We start from the raw sequence: 18,116 nt of genomic DNA, 5'->3' as shown, positions 1-18,116 counted from the left end.
CCGCTTTGGGATCGAGATATGCGTACAGCAAGGAGGTAGTGTGGCTCCAGCGACTCCGTTTTAATCCGGACCGCTCCAGCGGCATCTCGTCAACGCGACGCGTTATCAGGCGTCAGGATTTGAGCTTGCGGTACAGTCACGCTGTCGAGCGCTTCGAGTGCAATCTTCATCAGTTCCTGCTCCAGCAACTGCGCCTGCTCGCTTTGTGTATCTGCAAAAGTGTCGCCGATCCGGATGAGAAGGTCTCCCCAGAGACCCTCCTGCAACGCCACTATCTTGTCCGCAATCCCAGCTTTGCCGAGCAGTTGATCAAGATCAAATATCGACCAGACCCCGGTTTCTTCATCACTGTCATCGAGCAGCGGGTCGATCAGTGCAAATTCGCAGTGCTCAATGTCGATGTCATAATATTGCCGTGCCAAACGGGCCCATGCCGACGGCAGGGTCGCGACTTCATTGCGCCATTGATCTAGCGCGTCTTTATGCATGCTGATGCAATAGATCATACTTATTATCCGCAACGCTTTCTTTTCAGCATCGTAATGCACCAGATCAAAAGCGTACGGTGCGTTCTTGGGCAATGCCGAAGTCGCAGTCGCAAGGATAACTTCACCCGGTGCAGATTTCCGGTCAACCGAACTGGCGACGCGATTAAGAATATCGCGTGTAATTGGCATCGCACGTGTCGGTGCCTTATCACCAGAAACCTTTGCCCGCGCCGATGCTTCTTCAATAAGTGCGAGGATTTTCTCACCCTCGTTCCAGATTGCCCACCGTAGAAGGACGTCACGAACGGCGCATTTCTGCCTGGCCCGATCTTCAGCGTGGGCAATACTGTTAAACAACCACGCCACGTTTTGCGACGCATGCAATTCTCGTCCGACATTACGGATCGGGATTTTGTGTTCTATCAAGTCAATATAGCCGACGACAGTTTCTGCAAACATAAGTCCTCCTTCCCCGAAGCGATTGCTGGTCGCCGGAGCAAAATAGTGTGAAAAGTCGGCCGCGCTTGCCCGTGCAAGCAGCGTCAGATTTTGAAGACAGCAAAGACCGTGACGTTGCGCGCGAACGCACACGACCAGAGCGTCAAAAGGGAAATTGGGAGTTCGGGCGTTAAAGAGCGCCGAACACGTTGAGAGCGGAAATTATTTCCGCTGTCGAGCCGCCATGCCGACGAGGAATTCAGGGCGCAGATCTTTTAATTGCGAACGAATAGCGATAATGCTCAGCATAGCTTGGCTCCTGTTGTTGGCAGGCTAAGTTAGTCTCCATTCTGGTGTTCCAGCACCGGAATGGAGGCGTCTGATCAATCAGACAAAGTGACTATTGCAGGATCTCAAACGCGTCGCAAGGATCCAAAACGAAAAAAGATCTCCAGACAGCATTTTTATCTAAGTCCCGGATATCACCGGCTTTTTCCGCTTCACTAAAATAGTGAAAAAACGTAGTGGCCATCAGCCTTTTGCGCTGTGATGAACACCTGAGGAAGCCTGAATGTGGAGCTTGAAAGTTATCCACAGGCTGGGCCGTAGAACCTGTTTCAGCAGCAGGCTGACCTGCATATGTGCCATGAAAAGCGATGCCGCGGCCACGGATGATCCCAACAATGGGCTGTTTACTTGCACAGCCTTCAACGACCCCATGTCGCCGCCAATCTCGAGAAATCCGATTCATGTGCAAACAGCGTTTCATGAAGTAATGGGGGGAGAACAGACAAAAGGTGCAAACTACGTTTGTAAAATCGCCAGGTTGAGATCAACGCTAGATGGCTTTGAAAGCGATGCTCAATGTTTGGTGTCATCAGAAGCCCTGCCAGGCTTCAGATGTACCTTGCGACGGAAGCCCCAATTCGTTTTGGTATATTTGGCGATCAGATCATCAAGGACGTCCAGAGAAGCGTCTTCATTGAACCCCTGCTCTTTCAAGGCTTCCAGCACGCGATTGATGAGCTGATCAAGAGAGCGAGGGTCATCAGCTTCTGATGCAAGCAGAACCATAAAATGCAGCACGATCCGCGCAATGTCGTCACGCGTCGGTTTACGCTCTGCCTTCAAACGGTCCCGATAGTCCTTCTGCCGTTCACGCTGCTTGCGCAAACGCTCCCCCTGCTGCCTGCTCGATACCATGGCTTCTCCAATATACACACCAATAATCAAAGCTTGAGCTCGAAAACCGTCGGCGCAAAGCATTTTTTTTACCACTCCGCGTCTGCCCGCAAACGGCGTTCGTCCTTGAATCGGATATCTCGAATCCAGCAACGTTTGTCCGGAACCGTGCAACGCGCTTCTCGAAACTTGAATCGGATTATTGCAAATTATTGCGATTTGAAATGCGTTGCTGGCAAATTGGAACGACATGCCGCCACATTGCGATGCGTTACCCGCAATTCCAGATGCAGTGCCGGAAAATCATTGCAATCTGTATTGCTCGCAGGGCTAGCCACCGCAAACGCCGTTCGCATCATCATGATCGATTCGAACTCCTGATGTTTCCGGAACAAGGTCGCTGCTTCTGTAGCCATTCTTAAGTTATGGAAAACAATGGCACTGTTCACAACAGATGCGGCGACTGAAACTCGCTTACTGTCCTTCGATTGTAAGGCAACAGGCCGTGATCAATGCAGGTTGCGAACCTTGAACATTGCCATGCGGAAATGGCGGGCCTCGACAGAAGAACAACCGGACAAGCAGCCGGGCCTGAAGTCCCTCCGACTACGGCATCGGAACTAATCGCCAAGGGCGTTCGGTAAAGAGGGCAGTGTCTGCTGCGCTACGAATGGCTGGGCACGCAATCACATCGCCGTTCATAAAAACATGGTGCGGCCAATATCCCACCCGTATCGCAGATTGTTTGAATTTGGGACTTGCCTACCTTTTCTTTTGGTGGTGTCATTCTACATACGACGACGTGTTACTCGTCGGGCCTGTATTACTTAAAAGGATTATTTTATGCAGATTTATAGTGGGGACCTGGTGGCTATCGCCACGCTTCTCAAGAAATACATAACGGATTCTGCCAATACAGAACCGGGTTGGGGAGTGGCAACCACTCTCCTGTCTCATGGCAAGTTCTGGCGTGTATCGACACAATCCGGAAACGCCCGTTTCTCAATCCCTAAGGCCTGTTTCGCGAATGCGCAGGCCGAAGTGATTTCGCCTCGCAACCATCGCCAGAAGCAGTTCAGCTATGTCGAAGGCTATGCTTGCGATCTCGAATTGCCGATCCCGCTGCACCATGCCTGGCTCGTCAACAGTGAAGGTGAGGTTTTCGATCCAACCTGGTCGGACGCTGAGCAATGCGTCTATTTTGGAATGAAGTTTAAGACCTCTTATGTGCAGGAGCGGTTCAGCGCTCGTGGTGATCAATTCGATTCCTTGCTTCTGGATGCTCTGAATCGCCATGCTATCCTGCGCGACGACGAATTTTGCCAGCAGGTACTGGATTCGGCCATGATGCCACGTTCAAACACCGCTCAGACGGCGGTATCGCCCGGCGTCAATTGATTCAAAAAATGGGCTGAACGCATTTAATCTCGCCAAATGAAAAAAGCAGAACGCCTACGCTATCGACCTATGGTGAGCTGCGGGAGAATAGCAATGCCGAACCTTGGTATAGCTCTCTTCCACAGCTTCTCATTCAGCCTGTATATTTAGACTGCAAGCGGTCAGTCGATAGCTCCAGCGCCTCGCGCCGGGTGATCTGTTCATTGCGCCCAGCTTTGGCTTGCACCTTAATCCTGCTCGTATGGGGACCATATCATCCCACCGAACTAGTAGGGGCTGTCTTCAAGCACGTCGAAATCCCCTATCACACCCATTATTTACGCAACCATTCCGTCTTCTACCGGTCTGTCGTCACGGATGTTACAGTTTATCAGCTCTGTTGGCAGCCATGGTGTGCCGCAAACCAAATGGCACAAAACGCTTGTCTCCGCGCTTGGCATAGCTGGCAAACGCCGTTTGTACCTGAAACGGAAATCTTGAATTTGGCAACGTTTGTGCGGAAACGCGCAACGCTTTTCTGAGGTTTTGAATCGGATTAATGCAAATTGTCTCGATTTGAAATGCGTTGCGGGCAAATTGGGATGACGTGCAGACACGTTGTGGTACGTTGCGGGCAACTCATGACGACATGCCCAAGACGTAAATCAATTCTATAAAATCCATTTACCCTTACAGCAATGAATATGGCGTCAAACGGCGTTTGAATCTGGAGGACCTACCTGGGAAAACGCCTGTCTACCAGATTCTTTTGCTCTACGCCCCTGACGCTCCCTCGAACACGGTGGGGCCGTCCTGCACCGGTTCCCGGCTCTCAACCGTCGTTTATCGATGAATCGGATATATCCGGTTTCGTAACAGTTTTCCGGATGCCCGCAACGTTAATCCAAAAGCTGGAATCGCAAGACTGCAAATTATCCTGATGTGATACGCTATGTGGGTACTCTGAAATACGGTAGCGGCGCATCGAGTTGCCACACCGGCAAATCAAATCAGCGTACCCCAAGACATCTCGACTGAAATGCTCCCCTTTGCCGTCAGACAAGCGGTGGAAACGTGACAAGGAGCGCTTCTGCAGCGGTCGCACCATTTCCGGAAGACCTTCCATTCTGGCATGTAAAATTGTGCTAGATTTTTATATCGTCGTAGACCCGCTTCGATTGCATCAACGGCATGAATCGATCAGCGAGGATCGATTCATAAAATGCGTTGGACGCTCTCGCTTCGATGTCGGATTCTGCGCGCATGTCGAAACAGAGTTCACTTCCGATACATTTTCGTAAGATCGAGCTGCACAACAATATGCGGCGCTTCTATACATTATCGGTTCAGCCGAACTTATTCGGTGAATGGTGCGTCATGCGATCCTGGGGACGGATCGGGACACTTGGACAATCCGTACAGCAAACACTTCTGGACGAAGCATCCGCTAACGCACTTCTTCGCAGACTTGTCGCGGTTCGTCGCAAACGTGGGTATGAGGAAGTCGCCTGACTTCTTTGCAACAGATAACCGAATTGCTCCAGCCTCCGGTTCACGCGCTCGATGAATACGTATCCTCAAGCAGCCATTCTTGAAATCTTCGCAATGCGAGAATGGACGGCTTTGTCTTTACGATCGAGATACTCTGCATAAAGACGAAGAGCGGCACGCAGATCCGATCTCGTCCGGACCGTCAGTGTTTCGAATTCGGCATTCAGTTCCAGCCGGGTCAATTCCAGTCCTGTATCGGAGAATGTTCGTCCTCCCAAAAGACGGCGCGCCCGGTTGACCTGCGACTTGACATTGCGTGCCGATTGGGGCGAGCGTCCCGTTTCCATCAGCCAGTTCATGAAACGGCCTTCCACATCGGGAATGCTTTGACCGTTCTCGCGCGCGAGGATGACATGACCGATCGCTTCGGCCAGAGGAGAGGGAACGGCGTTAGCAATCATTTGATGAACGTCCTGTCGCGTTGCGTCCTTCCACTGCCAACCATCCGGAAAACCCTGTAGCATTGCCAACTGTCGGGTCGTCAGCATCGCTGCCTGCGAGGCTGGAACCGGATCTGCAGGATGGGGATTGTTCAGATAGCGATCCGTCAGCCGTTCCCAGGCCGTACGCGTCACAGTCGGAAACGGTTCGTGGATACCACGAACTCCGCGTCCGGCACGGAAAGGCCGCGCATAGACCCAGCATTCCGGAATATCCAGTACGTCGCTGATGACCGTCTGGCGTTCCGATCGCGCCTTAACAAGGCTTGAATCGAGGAACCCATGCCGTTCTCCTAGACGCCCAATAACGAACAGACGCTTTCGGAGCTGCGGAACGCCATACCAGGAAGCGTCCAGCTTGCACTCGCTCAATCCGTATCCGGACCGCACTAGCATTTTGCGCCCATCCGCCCACGCTTCGGAGCGGGCTGCCTGTGGAACGTTTTCCATCACAAACCATTGTGGTCTGGCGAGACAGACGAGCATTGCAAAAGCCCGCGTCAACGACGCGTTTTCTCCTTCCACCCGCTTGCCCGCAACCGAGTAATCCTGGCATGGCGGTCCGCCAGCGATCAGATCCGGGGCCATTCGGGCTATCGCAGGCGCAACAGCGAAAATATCTTTCAGGTCGTGTTTGTGAACATATTGCCCGACATTATGACGGTACGTCTCGACGGCGGGATCCCAGGCATCATATGCCCCGACCACTTCGATACCTGCACGTTTCAACCCAAGAGACATACCCCCTGCCCCGCAAAACAACTCAACCGCCCGCAATCCGAATACCTTTCGCCCCAAATCCTCACGGACATATCCGTTACATCAGAGAAAAGCGGATCACATCGGTCAATAGTCGTCTTCCACATCCTATTTTGAAGCAGGTTACTTGAAAACTCCGCTACCATCGCATTTTGGCACAGATTTTTTGGGCGCGTTTAATCCATGGTCCCAACGAAGATGTTCAGCATCTCGCACCGGCGGGTGTATGTGAGCATGAACTGTCTGAATTATCCGATATGTGCTTCCTTAAACCATATTCTCGCGATTTGCCGCAATCAGGGCCGTCCTGTATATCGGCGCACCAGTGCAGGGTTGATTCGAACGCCTCGCCGATGCCCCCAAAAGTGGCGAAGTTAATGTGGCCAGGATGATTGATCGCGCGGCAAGCGATTGTCCGGGTCGTGAACGTCAACTTCATCTCCAGCCGTAAGATTAGCTGAAAAAATCACGAGATTGGTTCCCCCAGCATGGCGAAGGGATGGAAAGAGTAAGCCCCGCAAACCGGCCGAGATGATTTCGTCAGCGAGTTTCCAGGATGGCGGCGTCTTCTTATCAATGCGAGCGATTTTCCGCCACGGACAATCCCAATCGGCCCATGCGTCATCCCAATGAACAGGATCGTATCCTCTCGAAAGGTCAGCCACTTCTCCAAGGGTAATCGTGTAAGCAGCAAGTGTGGCAGGCGGCGTAATGCTCGCGCCTTGTCGATACTCCTCGAGTGCCGTCTGCGCTGACACCGACAGATAAAGAGCCTCCACGCCGGGACGATTAAAACGTCCCCCGTCTGCTGCAGCGCCAGCCCCACTTATTGGAAGGAATGCCCATTTCGGTGTTAGATAACGATGAAAAACGTCCTTCGGTCCGATACGGACTAGCTTCATCCCCGCGCTCCGTTCTCCAGGTCCCTGATATAGGCCAGAACAGCTTCTATCTCACCATCTGCAACAAGCTCGGCGGCTGTGCGGTGGCCGTAATCAGCAATAGGCTCATTCCGATACCAGAAGATCGCCTTCTGGAGATCGCCAGTCAACTCAGCCGCTGCGGAGATTACTTTTACCATTTCCCGCATTCTGCCTTGCAAACGTTCGGAAGATGGATTGCGTAGCGTGTTACGGTGGACACCCGTCAATTCTGCAAGATTTGCAACCTTGACCCCAAGCGCTTTCGATAGCCGAGATGGCGAGATATAGGGTGTGCGCGGCTCCTGCAGACTGTCAACAAAGCCTGAAACCACAGCATATGCTCGTTCTGTCTGCGCCTGTGCCATATCTCATCTCCGCTCAATAATACGCACAATATATGCATATTTTTTCACACATCAAGTGCAAGCGCATACAGAGACCATTCTGGAAAGAGAAAAAGCTCATTGGTTTCAGGGTCTATCGAAGATTCCAGGATATGATGACATGAAACAGCTTTCCGCGCCCAAGTGTGGATACGCGTGCTTCACGTGCGGCTCGGCGTCTTTGCGAAAAAAGCCAGGGTTTAAATTCCAACCGAAGAAAATTATATGTCGGGCGTTCAATGTGGACGGAAACGTGACCTGATTACGTTGAACAGCCCCGGCGTCTTTGGGAAGAGCGTCGGGGCTTTTTTAAAGGGTCGACGGTTCGATGCTGGTCAGCTCATCCGGCCATGCAAATCCATGCTATTTTGGAAATTAGAGAATTTCCAGCAAAAGTGGGTAGCGGTTTTACGCAGGATAATGTGCCAAAACAAATAGATAGGTGGGTTCTTCGGTTCCGTTTTAACACGAACCGCTCTAAATAATCAGGGTGATCAATACGAGCGTGCCGAGACCACAGGCAAGTGCCAGAACGACAAACAGGACATCTGGTATCCGATCGAGCCAGTTGGTGTTGTCACGTTAAGTTTCTCTGGCCGGAAAGGCCAGGGGCTCGTAGATATTCAGGCGAAACAGGCCGCAATTTTCCATGCATCGAAAGCTTCGAGGCGATGGTAGCGAATTGTGTGTGCGGCTCGGCGACGAGATGGAACAGAGAAACAATTGCGGGTCGCTGAGTGCATGGAGACGAACCGTTGCAACGCTCCAGGTGACCGATGACCTTGCATGGTTCGCTCCCGTTTCCTAAACGGCAGATGGCTATTTTCGGCCCGATTATTGAGGCCCTTGTGCGACCAATGGTCAAGGCCGGGTGCCACTTCTGCCTTTGCTGCACCGTAGGAGCGGAGCTTATCGGTGATGATCCGTTTGGGAGCAAAGCCATAGCGCTTCATTAACGCCACAAGCAATCGCTTTGCCGCCCTTTTATCACGCCGCTTCTGCAAGATTTCTTCGAGAACGGAGCCATGTTGATCCACCGCACGCCAAAGCCAGAATTTTTCTCCAGCGCATTTGACGACCACTTCGTCCAAATACCAAATATCGCCGGGGCGCGCCTGACGCCGCCGCAAGTTGCGTGTGATCTGGGGGCCGAACTTGGCGATCCAACGACGAACTGTCTCGTATGATACGTCGATTCCACGCTCAAGCAGCATTTCCTCAACTTCACGCAGACTAAGGTTGAACCGCAGATAAAGCCACACCGCATGAGCAATAAGCTGTGGCGGAACACGGTGACGCTTGAAGATGATATCTGATGTCTGCATCGCCAAAATTTACGCCCAAACCGTCAGGCAGGCAACTGTAGCCCAGTTAACGTGACAACACCTTATGCCCCTCTAAATTTCCGTCCATATTTTATATTTATATAATTAAGTGCAAGTCAACGTATTCGCCTTATAAAAACTATAAAGCGTCACATTTTTAAGCGGACCGAGTATTAGCATACTCTAATGTATTAGGTATCCCGGTGCAACAATAGCAGATCTAATGTGTATTTCAGCATAAACCTTGGCATCCCGGGCTTCCATCGCGTACATTGGCTATTCGGACACCTTCATCTTTAGAACGTCTCTTAAATCGATTAATCCTTTTCCAATCGCGCAACTCTGCTTCTTTGCCGAGTGCGGCAGCATCAGCAAAAGAATAGGTTCCGTTTTCAGATACCTAGATTACTAACTTCGAAAGGGCTTCACTTTTAGATTGCCAGTCAGGATTATTCGAGACAGGCTAACATAGAACCGCAATTACCATCTCCCTGTACAGGTCTCCTGCGACCTGAAAAACTAATCCATGCGTTCGGTTAAGATATCGGAGCTTACATCATGGAGTGGCCCGCTGTGCTGGGCGTGGTTGTACGCGATTCAGGACCTGCTCATAAAGCTGGAGCTCTCCAGGCATGGCAATAGTCACCGCCAAGCCAAACGGAACGACGTCATCGATCGGGGACCCGGGGTCAGGTTCCCTCTGGATTTTCAGCATCAAGTTCATGTTATTACCCACAACCGCTGCCTGTTCGCCATTCCACACCCGTGTGTATACCGTTCCACGATTTGTCTGATGGATATCTGGCTGCATAGGATTTACTGATACGCCCAAATTAGCGACATCAGCAGGATCCAATATTTTCATCCGAACTGCGCGATAGGCTTTTCTTCCTGGCGAAACCGGCGTGAACCAAGCGAGCGTGGCCGAAATTGTATGTGGTCTGGTTTGTCCCCCAAAGGCCGCCGGAATAGGAACGAGCACGTCAACACTTTTCTCCCGAGCCAACTGACCAACGCACCAAAACGTTGCACGATCAGCGGCGCAAGATACAGCATCATCGCTGTCATAAACGCCATAACCAAGAAATCGTCGAATATTATCCTTCTGTCGAGATGCTTGACCATGTCCGTGTGGCCCAAGCAATTCCCGGACGAGATTAGCCGTTCCCGTTGGCCAGCGCGCGGGATGGACAAGGAGTGCCTTAATAAGGACTGCCCTTTGCCAATTCGATAACTGCAGGAACTCTTCCCCATAGGTGGCTTCAAGGGCATCGTGAATACGATGCGCTGTTCGCGATGCGAGAGCGGTCGCTGCGCTAGTTCCGTTTGTGAAACCCTCAACCGCTTCTATTGCTTGCCTTGGCGGTGCGGCAACCTTCAACCCCGCGCCTCTGCTAGGCCCCGCAGGAACGACAAGTATTCCGCCATCTGCGCCGACAACACGCAGATGCTCACATCCTCCAGGCATAAGAATATCAGGTTTCACGGATCCCGCGAAGCCCGGTCCAAGTGCACTCGAGGGATTCGCCGTGTCAATGTCAGTATAGGGATTGATATTTGCACGCGCTAATCCACGATCAGCTGCCGACACCCAATCGATATTTCGTGCGCCGATTGTCAAACCGTTCATCGTCTCAGAGGGTGACAGGAGGCGACGTTCTCCGACTAAATCGCCAATAGCGCTGAGGACACCGCGCGTACGTTGATTGGCACCAGCATCTTCGAATTGGACGCGGTTTGCGAAGGTATTGACTGGAAACTGTGCTGTAACATTGCCCGCGCTCACCAAAAACAGGATGCCATAACGATACGCCAATCGGTCAAGCAGCCTGGCCCATGGAGATTGTTGACCGTAAAACGGCCGTCTGACATTACCCAACGATATGTTTACAATGATTACATGCGGAGCCGATGCTTCCCTTCCCTCTTTCATCTGGACAACCGCCCGATATATGAGATCCACGATCAACTGATCGGACGGAAAGCGGTCCTTCGCACCGAGTACAGGTATACAATGTATCTGTCGAGGCAGAGCATGCTCCGGCTTGTTACGATCTCCGTGAATAATCAATGATGCCATTGCTGAACCGTGGACGCGTTCGCTAACGACTGTGTCCGGCTCTAACCCAAATTGATCTTCCACGGTAAGATAGGGCCGCAATAAAGGATGGGCCGCGACCGGCACACCATCGATCAAAGCCAGGATAGGAAACACACTGGCAGCCCCGTCCGCCTGTAACGGATCTGATGGCAGAAGATCTGTGGCAGTAATCTCACTCGCGACACTTTGGGGACGGATGTGCAGGATCGATTCGGCGCCCGCCAGCCCTTCTGGCAAGCGCTCTATCACCGCTCTGACCGCCGCCACCGGCAATTCAGCGAGCACGGCGTGGTATGCTATGTCTTCGTGGCGCACGCTGCTAAGTACACGGCCGCCGTTTTCTGCCAATGCACGTTCGAGTTCAGCCGATGCTATTGCGCCGACCGCCGCGGATCTTCTAAATACGAGTTCAATCTCAAGACGAACAAGTTCCTCATCCAACCGACCATCTATTTCCTCAGCCAGAATATCCGCGTCCGTTACAAGGACACGATCATTCGGACCCCAGACGCGTAGATCGCGCAAGCAGCTAAAAACGTCGCGCCAGCCCGCAAAGCCCCGCCCGAGTTCTTCCCCTTCGGTCCATCGCCTCCACAATGACTCGATTTCTCTGAGAGCTTGCATATCCGGAACCAGCAGATATGCGACAGGCTGCTTATCTTCATCGCTCGGAAGGTCTTCTTCATCGACCAGCTCAAGCCCCGGCACTCTGTTTACCGCTTTAACAAAAGAGGAAATACTGCCTTTGACTTCAAAAACAAGCAACCTTTCGGGAGCCAGCGCTAGGGGATCGGATCGCAAAAGCATCCCGCTGGCGTCTCGTTGTAATATATCGGATAGACGCTGGAACTTCGGGCCGAACTGTTGGACCTGATCAGCCCGACGATTTGGTGCCGGCTTTTGAACCACGGCTCGTTGACCGGGAACTCTTGGTTGGGGTGCGCTCGGTTGCAGTCTTAATATAGGCTTGTTCGGATCGCTCGCCATTTATGCCCTCGGGACTAACACGCGTTGTCCAGAGGTCCAGTTCAAAACGAAGTGCGTCGTCAACGGAAAGTTCTCCCAAACCCAATATTTGCCGTCTTCTCACATTTTGGCAGAAATCTAAAGCCTCTGCAAAACTTACCGTACCTAGTTTTCCAGCGATCGCCCCCGAAGTTGATCGGGGAGAGTCAGGCCAATTTGCAATTACACGATCGAGAAATCCCTCGATTCTTTTGCGATCTGGTGCCGGAAATGACAGCCGCATTTGAAAGCGCCGCCATACTGCCCTATCAAGCAATTCTGCGTGGTTGGTCGCGGCGATTACCACAACATAGCTCGGAAGCTGATCGAGCTGCATTAGCAGAAATGACACGACTCTTTTGATTTCACCTGTTTCATGCGTATCGCCGCGTTCCTTTCCGATTGAGTCGAACTCGTCGAAAAAAAGAACACTTGGTCTCGTTCGTACATAATCAAACAGTTTGCGAAGACGCGCATTTGTCTCGCCGAGATAGCTTCCAATCAACGCATCATATCGTACCACGAAAAACGGCAGACCAAGCGCCTCAGCCACCGCCTCAGCGAAGGACGTTTTGCCGTTGCCCGGTGGTCCAGACAGCAGGATACGATGACGCGGTTCAAAACCATTCGCACGTAATAAGTCTGCGCGAATATGTTCTTCAACAAGCTGTCGACCTCCCTGCTCCACGGGCAAGGGCAACATTAACTCACTCAGTCGGACGCGCGGTTCTAACTCAAGGATCGTATCCTTTCCGGAACCCGCCGGGCTAGCAGATGTGGTCAAAGCGGGAGGCGTGACCGGAACAGTGGAAAGTGCACGCTCGAGACGATCAGCAAGGATGTGATGATTTTGCGCACGCTCCTCGGCGACCAATGCTTCAGTGGTCGATTTCAGCATAGCCCTATCGCCGGCAACACCGGCACGAACCAAAGATATGAGGAGGTCGCTTCGAGCCATCGAGATTACGTTTCAATTTCCAGTTTTGTTACCTGTCGAGTGAACTGTATCCTAAAAGCCTTAAAAAGTCTCACCTGGCTCGGACATATCGGAGCCCTCAGTACATTTTTACAGAGCACCGTCGCACTAAGGCGACACTCCGTCGGAAGACCAGGCGATCTTCGCAAAAGATATGGGCCTGTGGGCCGATATCGAGTGCTGTTCGCCGTATAGATTCACTAAACAATACCCCACGCCCGAAACCGCCCCCTGCCCGTCATTTCGCGCAGATTGAGTTCTTCAACGATGCGGAGAGCAGCACGGGGCGTGATGTCGAGTTCGGTGGAGATCGTGCTGGCTGAAACCAGTGGCCTCGCCAGCACCAGTTCGATCAGACCCGGCAATTTCGATGACGCGCGTCGGCCAGTGAGGCGCCGCTCCAGCATCTGGCGGGCCAGCAGCAGCCGGTCATGCTCCTTGAACCCCAGCTCGATCCCGGCCATCAACCCGTCGAGAGAGGCCATGAGCCGGGTTTCAAAATGGCGATGCCGCCGCCGTTCGACACGGATGGTTTTCTGACCGGCATTGAATGCCAGCAGATGCGCCTGGCTTGTCAGTCCGTCGCGCCAGAGCAGAGAGGCTGCCAGCAGACGACCCAGCCACGGCGCCCGCTGCAACACCGCAAGCTCGTTCCAGGAATCGAGCGCCAGGATCGCCTGCAACACCGGCGGCAGATCGCTGATCGAACGCAACACGGTTCGCCATTCGTCGAGCCGCTCCTCTTCATCCCAGTCGGGATCGCGGATCAGCGGGTCGGTCTCGGGCTTCGGCCACCGCTGTGGTTGTTTCGCTTTGGCCAGAACGTCTTCGGACCGTGCCAGCACCGCGTCGATGGCGTCGAGATCGATACCAGGCAGGTCGAGCCCGTCATCCAGATGATTTTTTCTCCCCTCCCCGTCCCGGTCCGGCCGATCGACTGCCGCATCGGACACCGCGGCGTTTTCGCTCGCAGCAATGATGCCGCCGTCCCCAGGAGAGGATGCAGGCCACGCCTGCCCGCCAACCCGAAGACTGCGCAAACCGTTCGGGCTCAGCGCCCAGTCCGGCGCCTGCGCGACAATACGCCGTCGCGTCTGCAACACGTCGCGGGCAATGGTGAGGGCGTGGCTCGGTGAGCGAATATCACGGGCCGCCTCATGCAGGACCAGATCCTCCATCTCGACCAGTTCGCCATCGAGCCACAGCGAGGCGCAGGCATCGGCAAAATGCAACCGTTCGATCAGCCCTGTGCCGACCGGCGAATGGGCAAGACGCTCATCGAGACGAGCCAAAGTCTCACTGGCGCGCGCCAGCGGCGACATCAAGGTCTTCAGAGGCAATCGGTCAAGATCGTAACACATTGAAAACATAGTAAACAAATTCCCACACGGACACCAGAGAATATTTAATGTCCGGCACTGCTGATGCTGTTGGGATAGGTCTATAACCTCTGATAAGTATAGGTTATCGGATGTGATATGTACGAGGCACTTGTACGTGCTGTAAAACAATGGTATCAATGGCGTACGGCCAATTTCGGAGGTCCCGATGCCCCAGACAAGCTACAAGATCAGCGAAGCCCGCAAGAATTTCGCCGAAGTCCTCGATCGCGCCAACCAGGGCGAAGAGATCGTCATCATGCGTGGCAACGAAGTTTACGCCCGCATCGGTCCAGCAGCTGACGGCGGCAAGCGCCCTTTTGGCCTGTTGCGCCATCGTCGCCTGCCCGACAACCTGTTCGATACGGTTGATGCAGAGCAGGCGGCGATCGATGCCGGAGACTGGAATGATGATACCGGCGTCTGGCTAGGCAAACCCAACAATAGCGAAAACACGCAATGAAAATCCTGCTCGACAGCCACGCCGTCTACTGGTGGACAATCGGTAGTGATCGCCTGTCCACGAAGGCACGATCGCTGATCGAGGACAAGGCAAATGCTATCCTCGTCAGTGCGGTCTCGTTCTATGAACTGGACAACAAGATGCGCCTGAACAAGCTTGATCTCAAGCCCCAGGAACTGCGGGCAGCCGTCACGGAAAGCGGCCTGCAAACACTAGCCATCACCGATCTGCATGCCGAACTTGCAGCAAATTTTGATTGGGAACATCGCGATCCGTGGGACCGGATTCTCGCCGCTCAGGCGCGGCTTGAGCACTGCACTTTCATCTCGACGGATCTGGCGTTCGACGCGATTCTGCATGAGCGCGTCTGGTAAGGGCAGTGGCGGTGAAGGTATTCGTGGACATTGCCGAGGCGGCGGAGCGATTTGACGAACTGATTGACTTCGTTTTGCGCGATGACGAGGTTGTCATCTGTCGAGCTGGCGATCCTATTGCCGCGATCGTGCCAATTTCGCAGAACGGCCAGGGCACATGGGATGAAGTCTGGGCGCTGGCGCTTAAGGGAAGGCCTGCAAACACGCACCAGACTTCGAACCACGATGAACTATATGACGAGAACGGACTGCCGAAATGAGCAGCTCGTCGTCAGGTTCGATTGAAAAACGCACCGAGACTTTAGATACGATTGCTGCTGTCTTGCCGATGAACCGCCGCGACATGCTGGCTGGCATTTTGACCGATGAGGATGTCGAGACGCTGCGCCATCTGGTCAATGAAGGCATGGGCGAAAACACGCTCCGTGCCCTGACCTCGGATCTGGCCTATCTCGAAGCCTGGTCGCTGGCTGCGACCGGCAATCCCCTCCCCTTTCCGGCGCCGGAAGCCCTGTTGCTGAAATTCGTCGCGCATCATTTGTGGCGGCCGCAACAGCGCGAGATCGAACCCGATCACGGCATGCCGGTCGGCGTGGAAGAGGAATTGCGCAGCCAAGGCTTTCTGCGCGTGTCGGGACCGCATGCGCCGGCTACCGTGCGTCGCCGTCTCGCCAACTGGTCGACGCTGACCCGCTGGCGCGGTCTGGAGGGTGCGTTTTCATGGCCTTCCGTCAAATCGGCAATCCGGCTTGCGGTGCGCGCCCTGAACCGGCCGCGTAGCCGCAAGAGTGTCCATGCGATTACCGGCGATATTCTGGGCAAGCTGCTGGCAACCTGTTCCGGAGAGGATCTAACGGCTTTGCGGGATCGGGCCATCCTGATGGTGGCCTTTGCCTCGGGCGGTCGTCGGCGTAGCGAAGTCGCCGGCTTACGTGTAGAACAGCTGGTCAAACAGGCACCGGTCACCGATGAGAACGGCTCTCCCCTCCCCTCGCTCGGCATTCGTCTCGGTCGCACCAAAACCAGTGGTGCCGATCACGATGAAACCGTCTATCTGACTGGCCGGCCTGTTGAAGCCCTCACCCGCTGGCTGGAAGCGGCAAAAATCGACAAAGGCAGCGTGTTTCGAAAAGTCGATCGCTGGGGCAATGTTTCGGCACGGGCGCTGGAACCGAGCGCCATCAACCGAATCGTCAAGCAGCGGGCGCAAATGGCTGGCCTCGATGCAAAAGAATTCTCAGCCCACGGCCTGCGCTCCGGCTATCTCACGGAAGCGGCCAATCGCGGCATTCCGCTCCCCGAAGCCATGGAACAATCGCGCCATCGCTCCGTGCAGCAGGCGTCCGATTATTACAACGACGCCAAACGGCGTAGCGGGCGCGCATCGCGGCTATTATGATACTATTCACGGAGGGACCTCCAACTCTTCGATCGCACTAAGCATGAACTGGACCGCGTTTACTTATAAACTGCCACATGCAGCTTGTTAACAGCGGTCGTTCATCGTGATGACCGCTCGAGAACGTGCCTGATCAGCTACGCTGGCTTGAAAACAACAGCGTGGGGTTTAGTTCTTCAGTGCCGATATATGGATTGGCATGGATCGCAAGAATCCACAGGCTGATCGAAGCCGTTGCTGAATAAAGTAGCAAGGCATGCCTCCCAGCCCGCACCCGATCCGCATGGGTCGAGGCAATAGTGGCGATAGTCAGGAATGTCAGCGCCAGTACAAGATACCATTTATATTGGTCGATGGACGTATTAGCGATAGCGATGCGATCATTGCGCGCATTCTGAAGCTCGTTAAAATCATGAATGAGCTGGGATACGATCGGAGAGGGCGTGCCGTCGCTGGCCACCGTCTGGACAACGGAACGAATGGCAAGAAGCGACTTCTCCACCTTGGGCGAAGGCACGATATTGTCGTCGGCTCCCCATTCATCTGACACCACCAGATTCCGATAGGTTTCCACTGCGTTCTTAAGTCTCTCATTGTTCAGGACCGTGGGATGAGCAGTCCCCAACATTCGAAATATCGCAGACCGTTCGTTGCTGGTCGCGAGATCCGCTCGAGAGTTGAGTGTCCATGCATCTGCCGCGACGAAGCCGAGAGACAAAGCCCATGCGGTGGATATCGTGCCGACAAAGGCACCAATGGGCACCGAAGTTGGATCTTTCAACGCCCGCAGGCCCCGCAGCTTCAGAAGGAGCCAGCCGCAGGCATATAAAAGCGCCCCGAAAAAGCAAAATGCCAAGAATGATACGTAAATCGACATCCCCAGTAATGTTGTCATGAACGCCCCCCAAAAAATACGTTGGCGCAACTCATTATATAGAGGGCGTAAATAAACCGTGTTCTCTAGAAGGGAATTGGATATAGGTCCTCTGGTTTATCGCGGCGTTTATTCGAAGTTACACAGAGTGTGACGACCGATCTGAATGAAATAGATCAATGTTTTAAAATCTCTTTTCAGCACAAGTCTTCTCCGAAAACCGTTTTACCCTTTTCGGGGAGGCCTCTATGTAGAATTTTTGCAATTTCGGCTTTACTAATTGAATACGAAGAGCGGTGTATTGGACGATGGGGTATCATCGATTCTATTCTTTTGGGTTGGGGCAAAGAATTGAGACTGGAAGCAGAAGTCGACAGCGTTGAAACACAACGCTCAAGTGAAAAAAGTTCGCTCCTTTCCCTTGCCATCATAATTGCGACAGCGTCAATTTTCGGGCTCACTTACAGCCTGACGGCTCCGCTGGTGGCGCATATGCTTATCAAAAGCGGGCTGACGGAAACGCTTGTCGGTGCCAATGCCGCCATGCATGCGCTCGGCGTCCTGTGCATAGCCCCCTTCCTTTCGGGACTGGCTATCCGCTACAAGCCCAAATATCTCATCATGGCCGCGCTACTTTCATCAGCGTTGCTTCTGATCCTGTTTCCAATGGTGCCTAGTT

At 53.4% G+C, this 18,116-nt stretch carries 17 protein-coding genes and 1 pseudogene; 7 read left to right on the top strand and 11 right to left on the bottom strand.

What is annotated here, in order from left to right; all coding sequences use genetic code 11:
- Positions 1–89: 89 nt before the first annotated feature.
- The 3 genes from MKS82_RS17280 to MKS82_RS17270 all read right to left on the bottom strand — a co-directional run bounded on the left by MKS82_RS17280 (position 90) and on the right by MKS82_RS17270 (position 2,360).
- Entirely contained in the window at positions 90–947 is an 858-nt protein-coding gene (locus tag MKS82_RS17280; protein WP_240579047.1) for a hypothetical protein, read from the bottom strand.
- Positions 948–1,326: 379 nt separating this feature from the next.
- Positions 1,327–1,677 (bottom strand): hypothetical protein, encoded by a 351-nt coding sequence (locus MKS82_RS17275; RefSeq protein ID WP_240579046.1) that lies wholly within the window; start codon positions 1,675–1,677, stop codon positions 1,327–1,329.
- Positions 1,678–1,787: 110 nt separating this feature from the next.
- Positions 1,788–2,360 carry a hypothetical protein gene (locus MKS82_RS17270; RefSeq protein WP_146200163.1) on the bottom strand — a complete coding sequence of 191 codons (573 nt, stop codon included), beginning with the start codon at positions 2,358–2,360 and terminating at the stop codon, positions 1,788–1,790.
- 591 nt (positions 2,361–2,951) lie between these two features.
- On the opposite strand from MKS82_RS17270, the gene MKS82_RS17265 reads away from it, so the two are divergent.
- Both MKS82_RS17265 and MKS82_RS17260 read left to right on the top strand, forming a co-directional pair.
- The gene (locus MKS82_RS17265) at positions 2,952–3,506 is read left to right on the top strand and encodes a hypothetical protein (protein WP_240579045.1); all 555 of its coding nucleotides are present in this window, start codon (positions 2,952–2,954) and stop codon (positions 3,504–3,506) included.
- A 1,242-nt stretch (positions 3,507–4,748) separates the two neighbouring features.
- On the top strand, positions 4,749–4,997 hold the full coding sequence (locus MKS82_RS17260) for a WGR domain-containing protein (RefSeq protein ID WP_240579044.1): 249 nt from the start codon (positions 4,749–4,751) through the stop codon (positions 4,995–4,997).
- A gap of 65 nt (positions 4,998–5,062) precedes the next feature.
- Here MKS82_RS17260 and MKS82_RS17255 read toward each other — a convergent pair whose 3' ends face one another.
- The 7 genes from MKS82_RS17255 to MKS82_RS17225 all read right to left on the bottom strand — a co-directional run bounded on the left by MKS82_RS17255 (position 5,063) and on the right by MKS82_RS17225 (position 14,318).
- Positions 5,063–6,217: a DNA cytosine methyltransferase gene (locus MKS82_RS17255; RefSeq protein WP_240579043.1), complete on the bottom strand. Its 1,155-nt coding sequence runs from the start codon at positions 6,215–6,217 to the stop codon at positions 5,063–5,065.
- 392 nt (positions 6,218–6,609) lie between these two features.
- Positions 6,610–7,137: an RES family NAD+ phosphorylase gene (locus MKS82_RS17250; protein WP_240579042.1), complete on the bottom strand. Its 528-nt coding sequence runs from the start codon at positions 7,135–7,137 to the stop codon at positions 6,610–6,612.
- Positions 7,134–7,523 (bottom strand): hypothetical protein, encoded by a 390-nt coding sequence (locus MKS82_RS17245; protein WP_240579041.1) that lies wholly within the window; start codon positions 7,521–7,523, stop codon positions 7,134–7,136. The genes MKS82_RS17250 and MKS82_RS17245 overlap by 4 nt, the downstream gene beginning before the upstream one ends.
- 641 nt (positions 7,524–8,164) lie before the next feature.
- Positions 8,165–8,866: an IS6 family transposase gene (locus tag MKS82_RS17240; RefSeq protein ID WP_240579040.1), complete on the bottom strand. Its 702-nt coding sequence runs from the start codon at positions 8,864–8,866 to the stop codon at positions 8,165–8,167.
- A gap of 556 nt (positions 8,867–9,422) precedes the next feature.
- On the bottom strand, positions 9,423–11,774 hold the full coding sequence (locus MKS82_RS17235) for a S8 family peptidase (protein WP_240579039.1): 2,352 nt from the start codon (positions 11,772–11,774) through the stop codon (positions 9,423–9,425).
- A 67-nt stretch (positions 11,775–11,841) separates the two neighbouring features.
- Positions 11,842–12,870 carry an AAA family ATPase gene (locus MKS82_RS17230; protein WP_240579038.1) on the bottom strand — a complete coding sequence of 343 codons (1,029 nt, stop codon included), beginning with the start codon at positions 12,868–12,870 and terminating at the stop codon, positions 11,842–11,844.
- Between the two features lie 278 nt (positions 12,871–13,148).
- A complete protein-coding gene (locus tag MKS82_RS17225) occupies positions 13,149–14,318 on the bottom strand; it encodes an RHE_PE00001 family protein (protein ID WP_240579037.1) in 1,170 nt (389 codons plus the stop codon).
- 178 nt (positions 14,319–14,496) lie between these two features.
- Here MKS82_RS17225 and MKS82_RS17220 point away from each other — a divergent pair, with 178 nt between their 5' ends.
- Genes MKS82_RS17220 through MKS82_RS17205 form a run of 4 tightly spaced genes read left to right on the top strand, consistent with a single transcriptional unit; the run spans position 14,497 to position 16,563 of the window.
- Entirely contained in the window at positions 14,497–14,790 is a 294-nt protein-coding gene (locus MKS82_RS17220) for a type II toxin-antitoxin system Phd/YefM family antitoxin (protein ID WP_109989465.1), read from the top strand.
- Positions 14,787–15,164, top strand: a complete 378-nt coding sequence (locus tag MKS82_RS17215; protein ID WP_109989466.1) for a type II toxin-antitoxin system VapC family toxin — start codon at positions 14,787–14,789, stop codon at positions 15,162–15,164. Before MKS82_RS17220 ends, MKS82_RS17215 begins: the two co-directional genes overlap by 4 nt.
- Before the next feature lie 11 nt (positions 15,165–15,175).
- Positions 15,176–15,424 (top strand): type II toxin-antitoxin system Phd/YefM family antitoxin, encoded by a 249-nt coding sequence (locus MKS82_RS17210; RefSeq protein ID WP_374844116.1) that lies wholly within the window; start codon positions 15,176–15,178, stop codon positions 15,422–15,424.
- A complete protein-coding gene (locus MKS82_RS17205; RefSeq protein WP_109989467.1) occupies positions 15,421–16,563 on the top strand; it encodes a site-specific integrase in 1,143 nt (380 codons plus the stop codon). The genes MKS82_RS17210 and MKS82_RS17205 overlap by 4 nt, the downstream gene beginning before the upstream one ends.
- Positions 16,564–16,696: 133 nt before the next feature.
- Here the strand turns inward: MKS82_RS17205 and MKS82_RS17200 are convergent, their stop codons facing one another.
- Positions 16,697–17,458 carry a bestrophin-like domain gene (locus tag MKS82_RS17200; protein ID WP_109989468.1) on the bottom strand — a complete coding sequence of 254 codons (762 nt, stop codon included), beginning with the start codon at positions 17,456–17,458 and terminating at the stop codon, positions 16,697–16,699.
- A gap of 129 nt (positions 17,459–17,587) precedes the next feature.
- Between MKS82_RS17200 and MKS82_RS17195 the strand changes: the two are divergent.
- Positions 17,588–18,116: pseudogene (locus tag MKS82_RS17195) on the top strand (hypothetical protein); the annotation flags it as partial.

Source organism: Ochrobactrum sp. A-1 (assembly GCF_022488005.1).
Lineage (GTDB): Bacteria > Pseudomonadota > Alphaproteobacteria > Rhizobiales > Rhizobiaceae > Brucella.
This window is presented reverse-complemented; position numbering and strand designations above follow the sequence as displayed.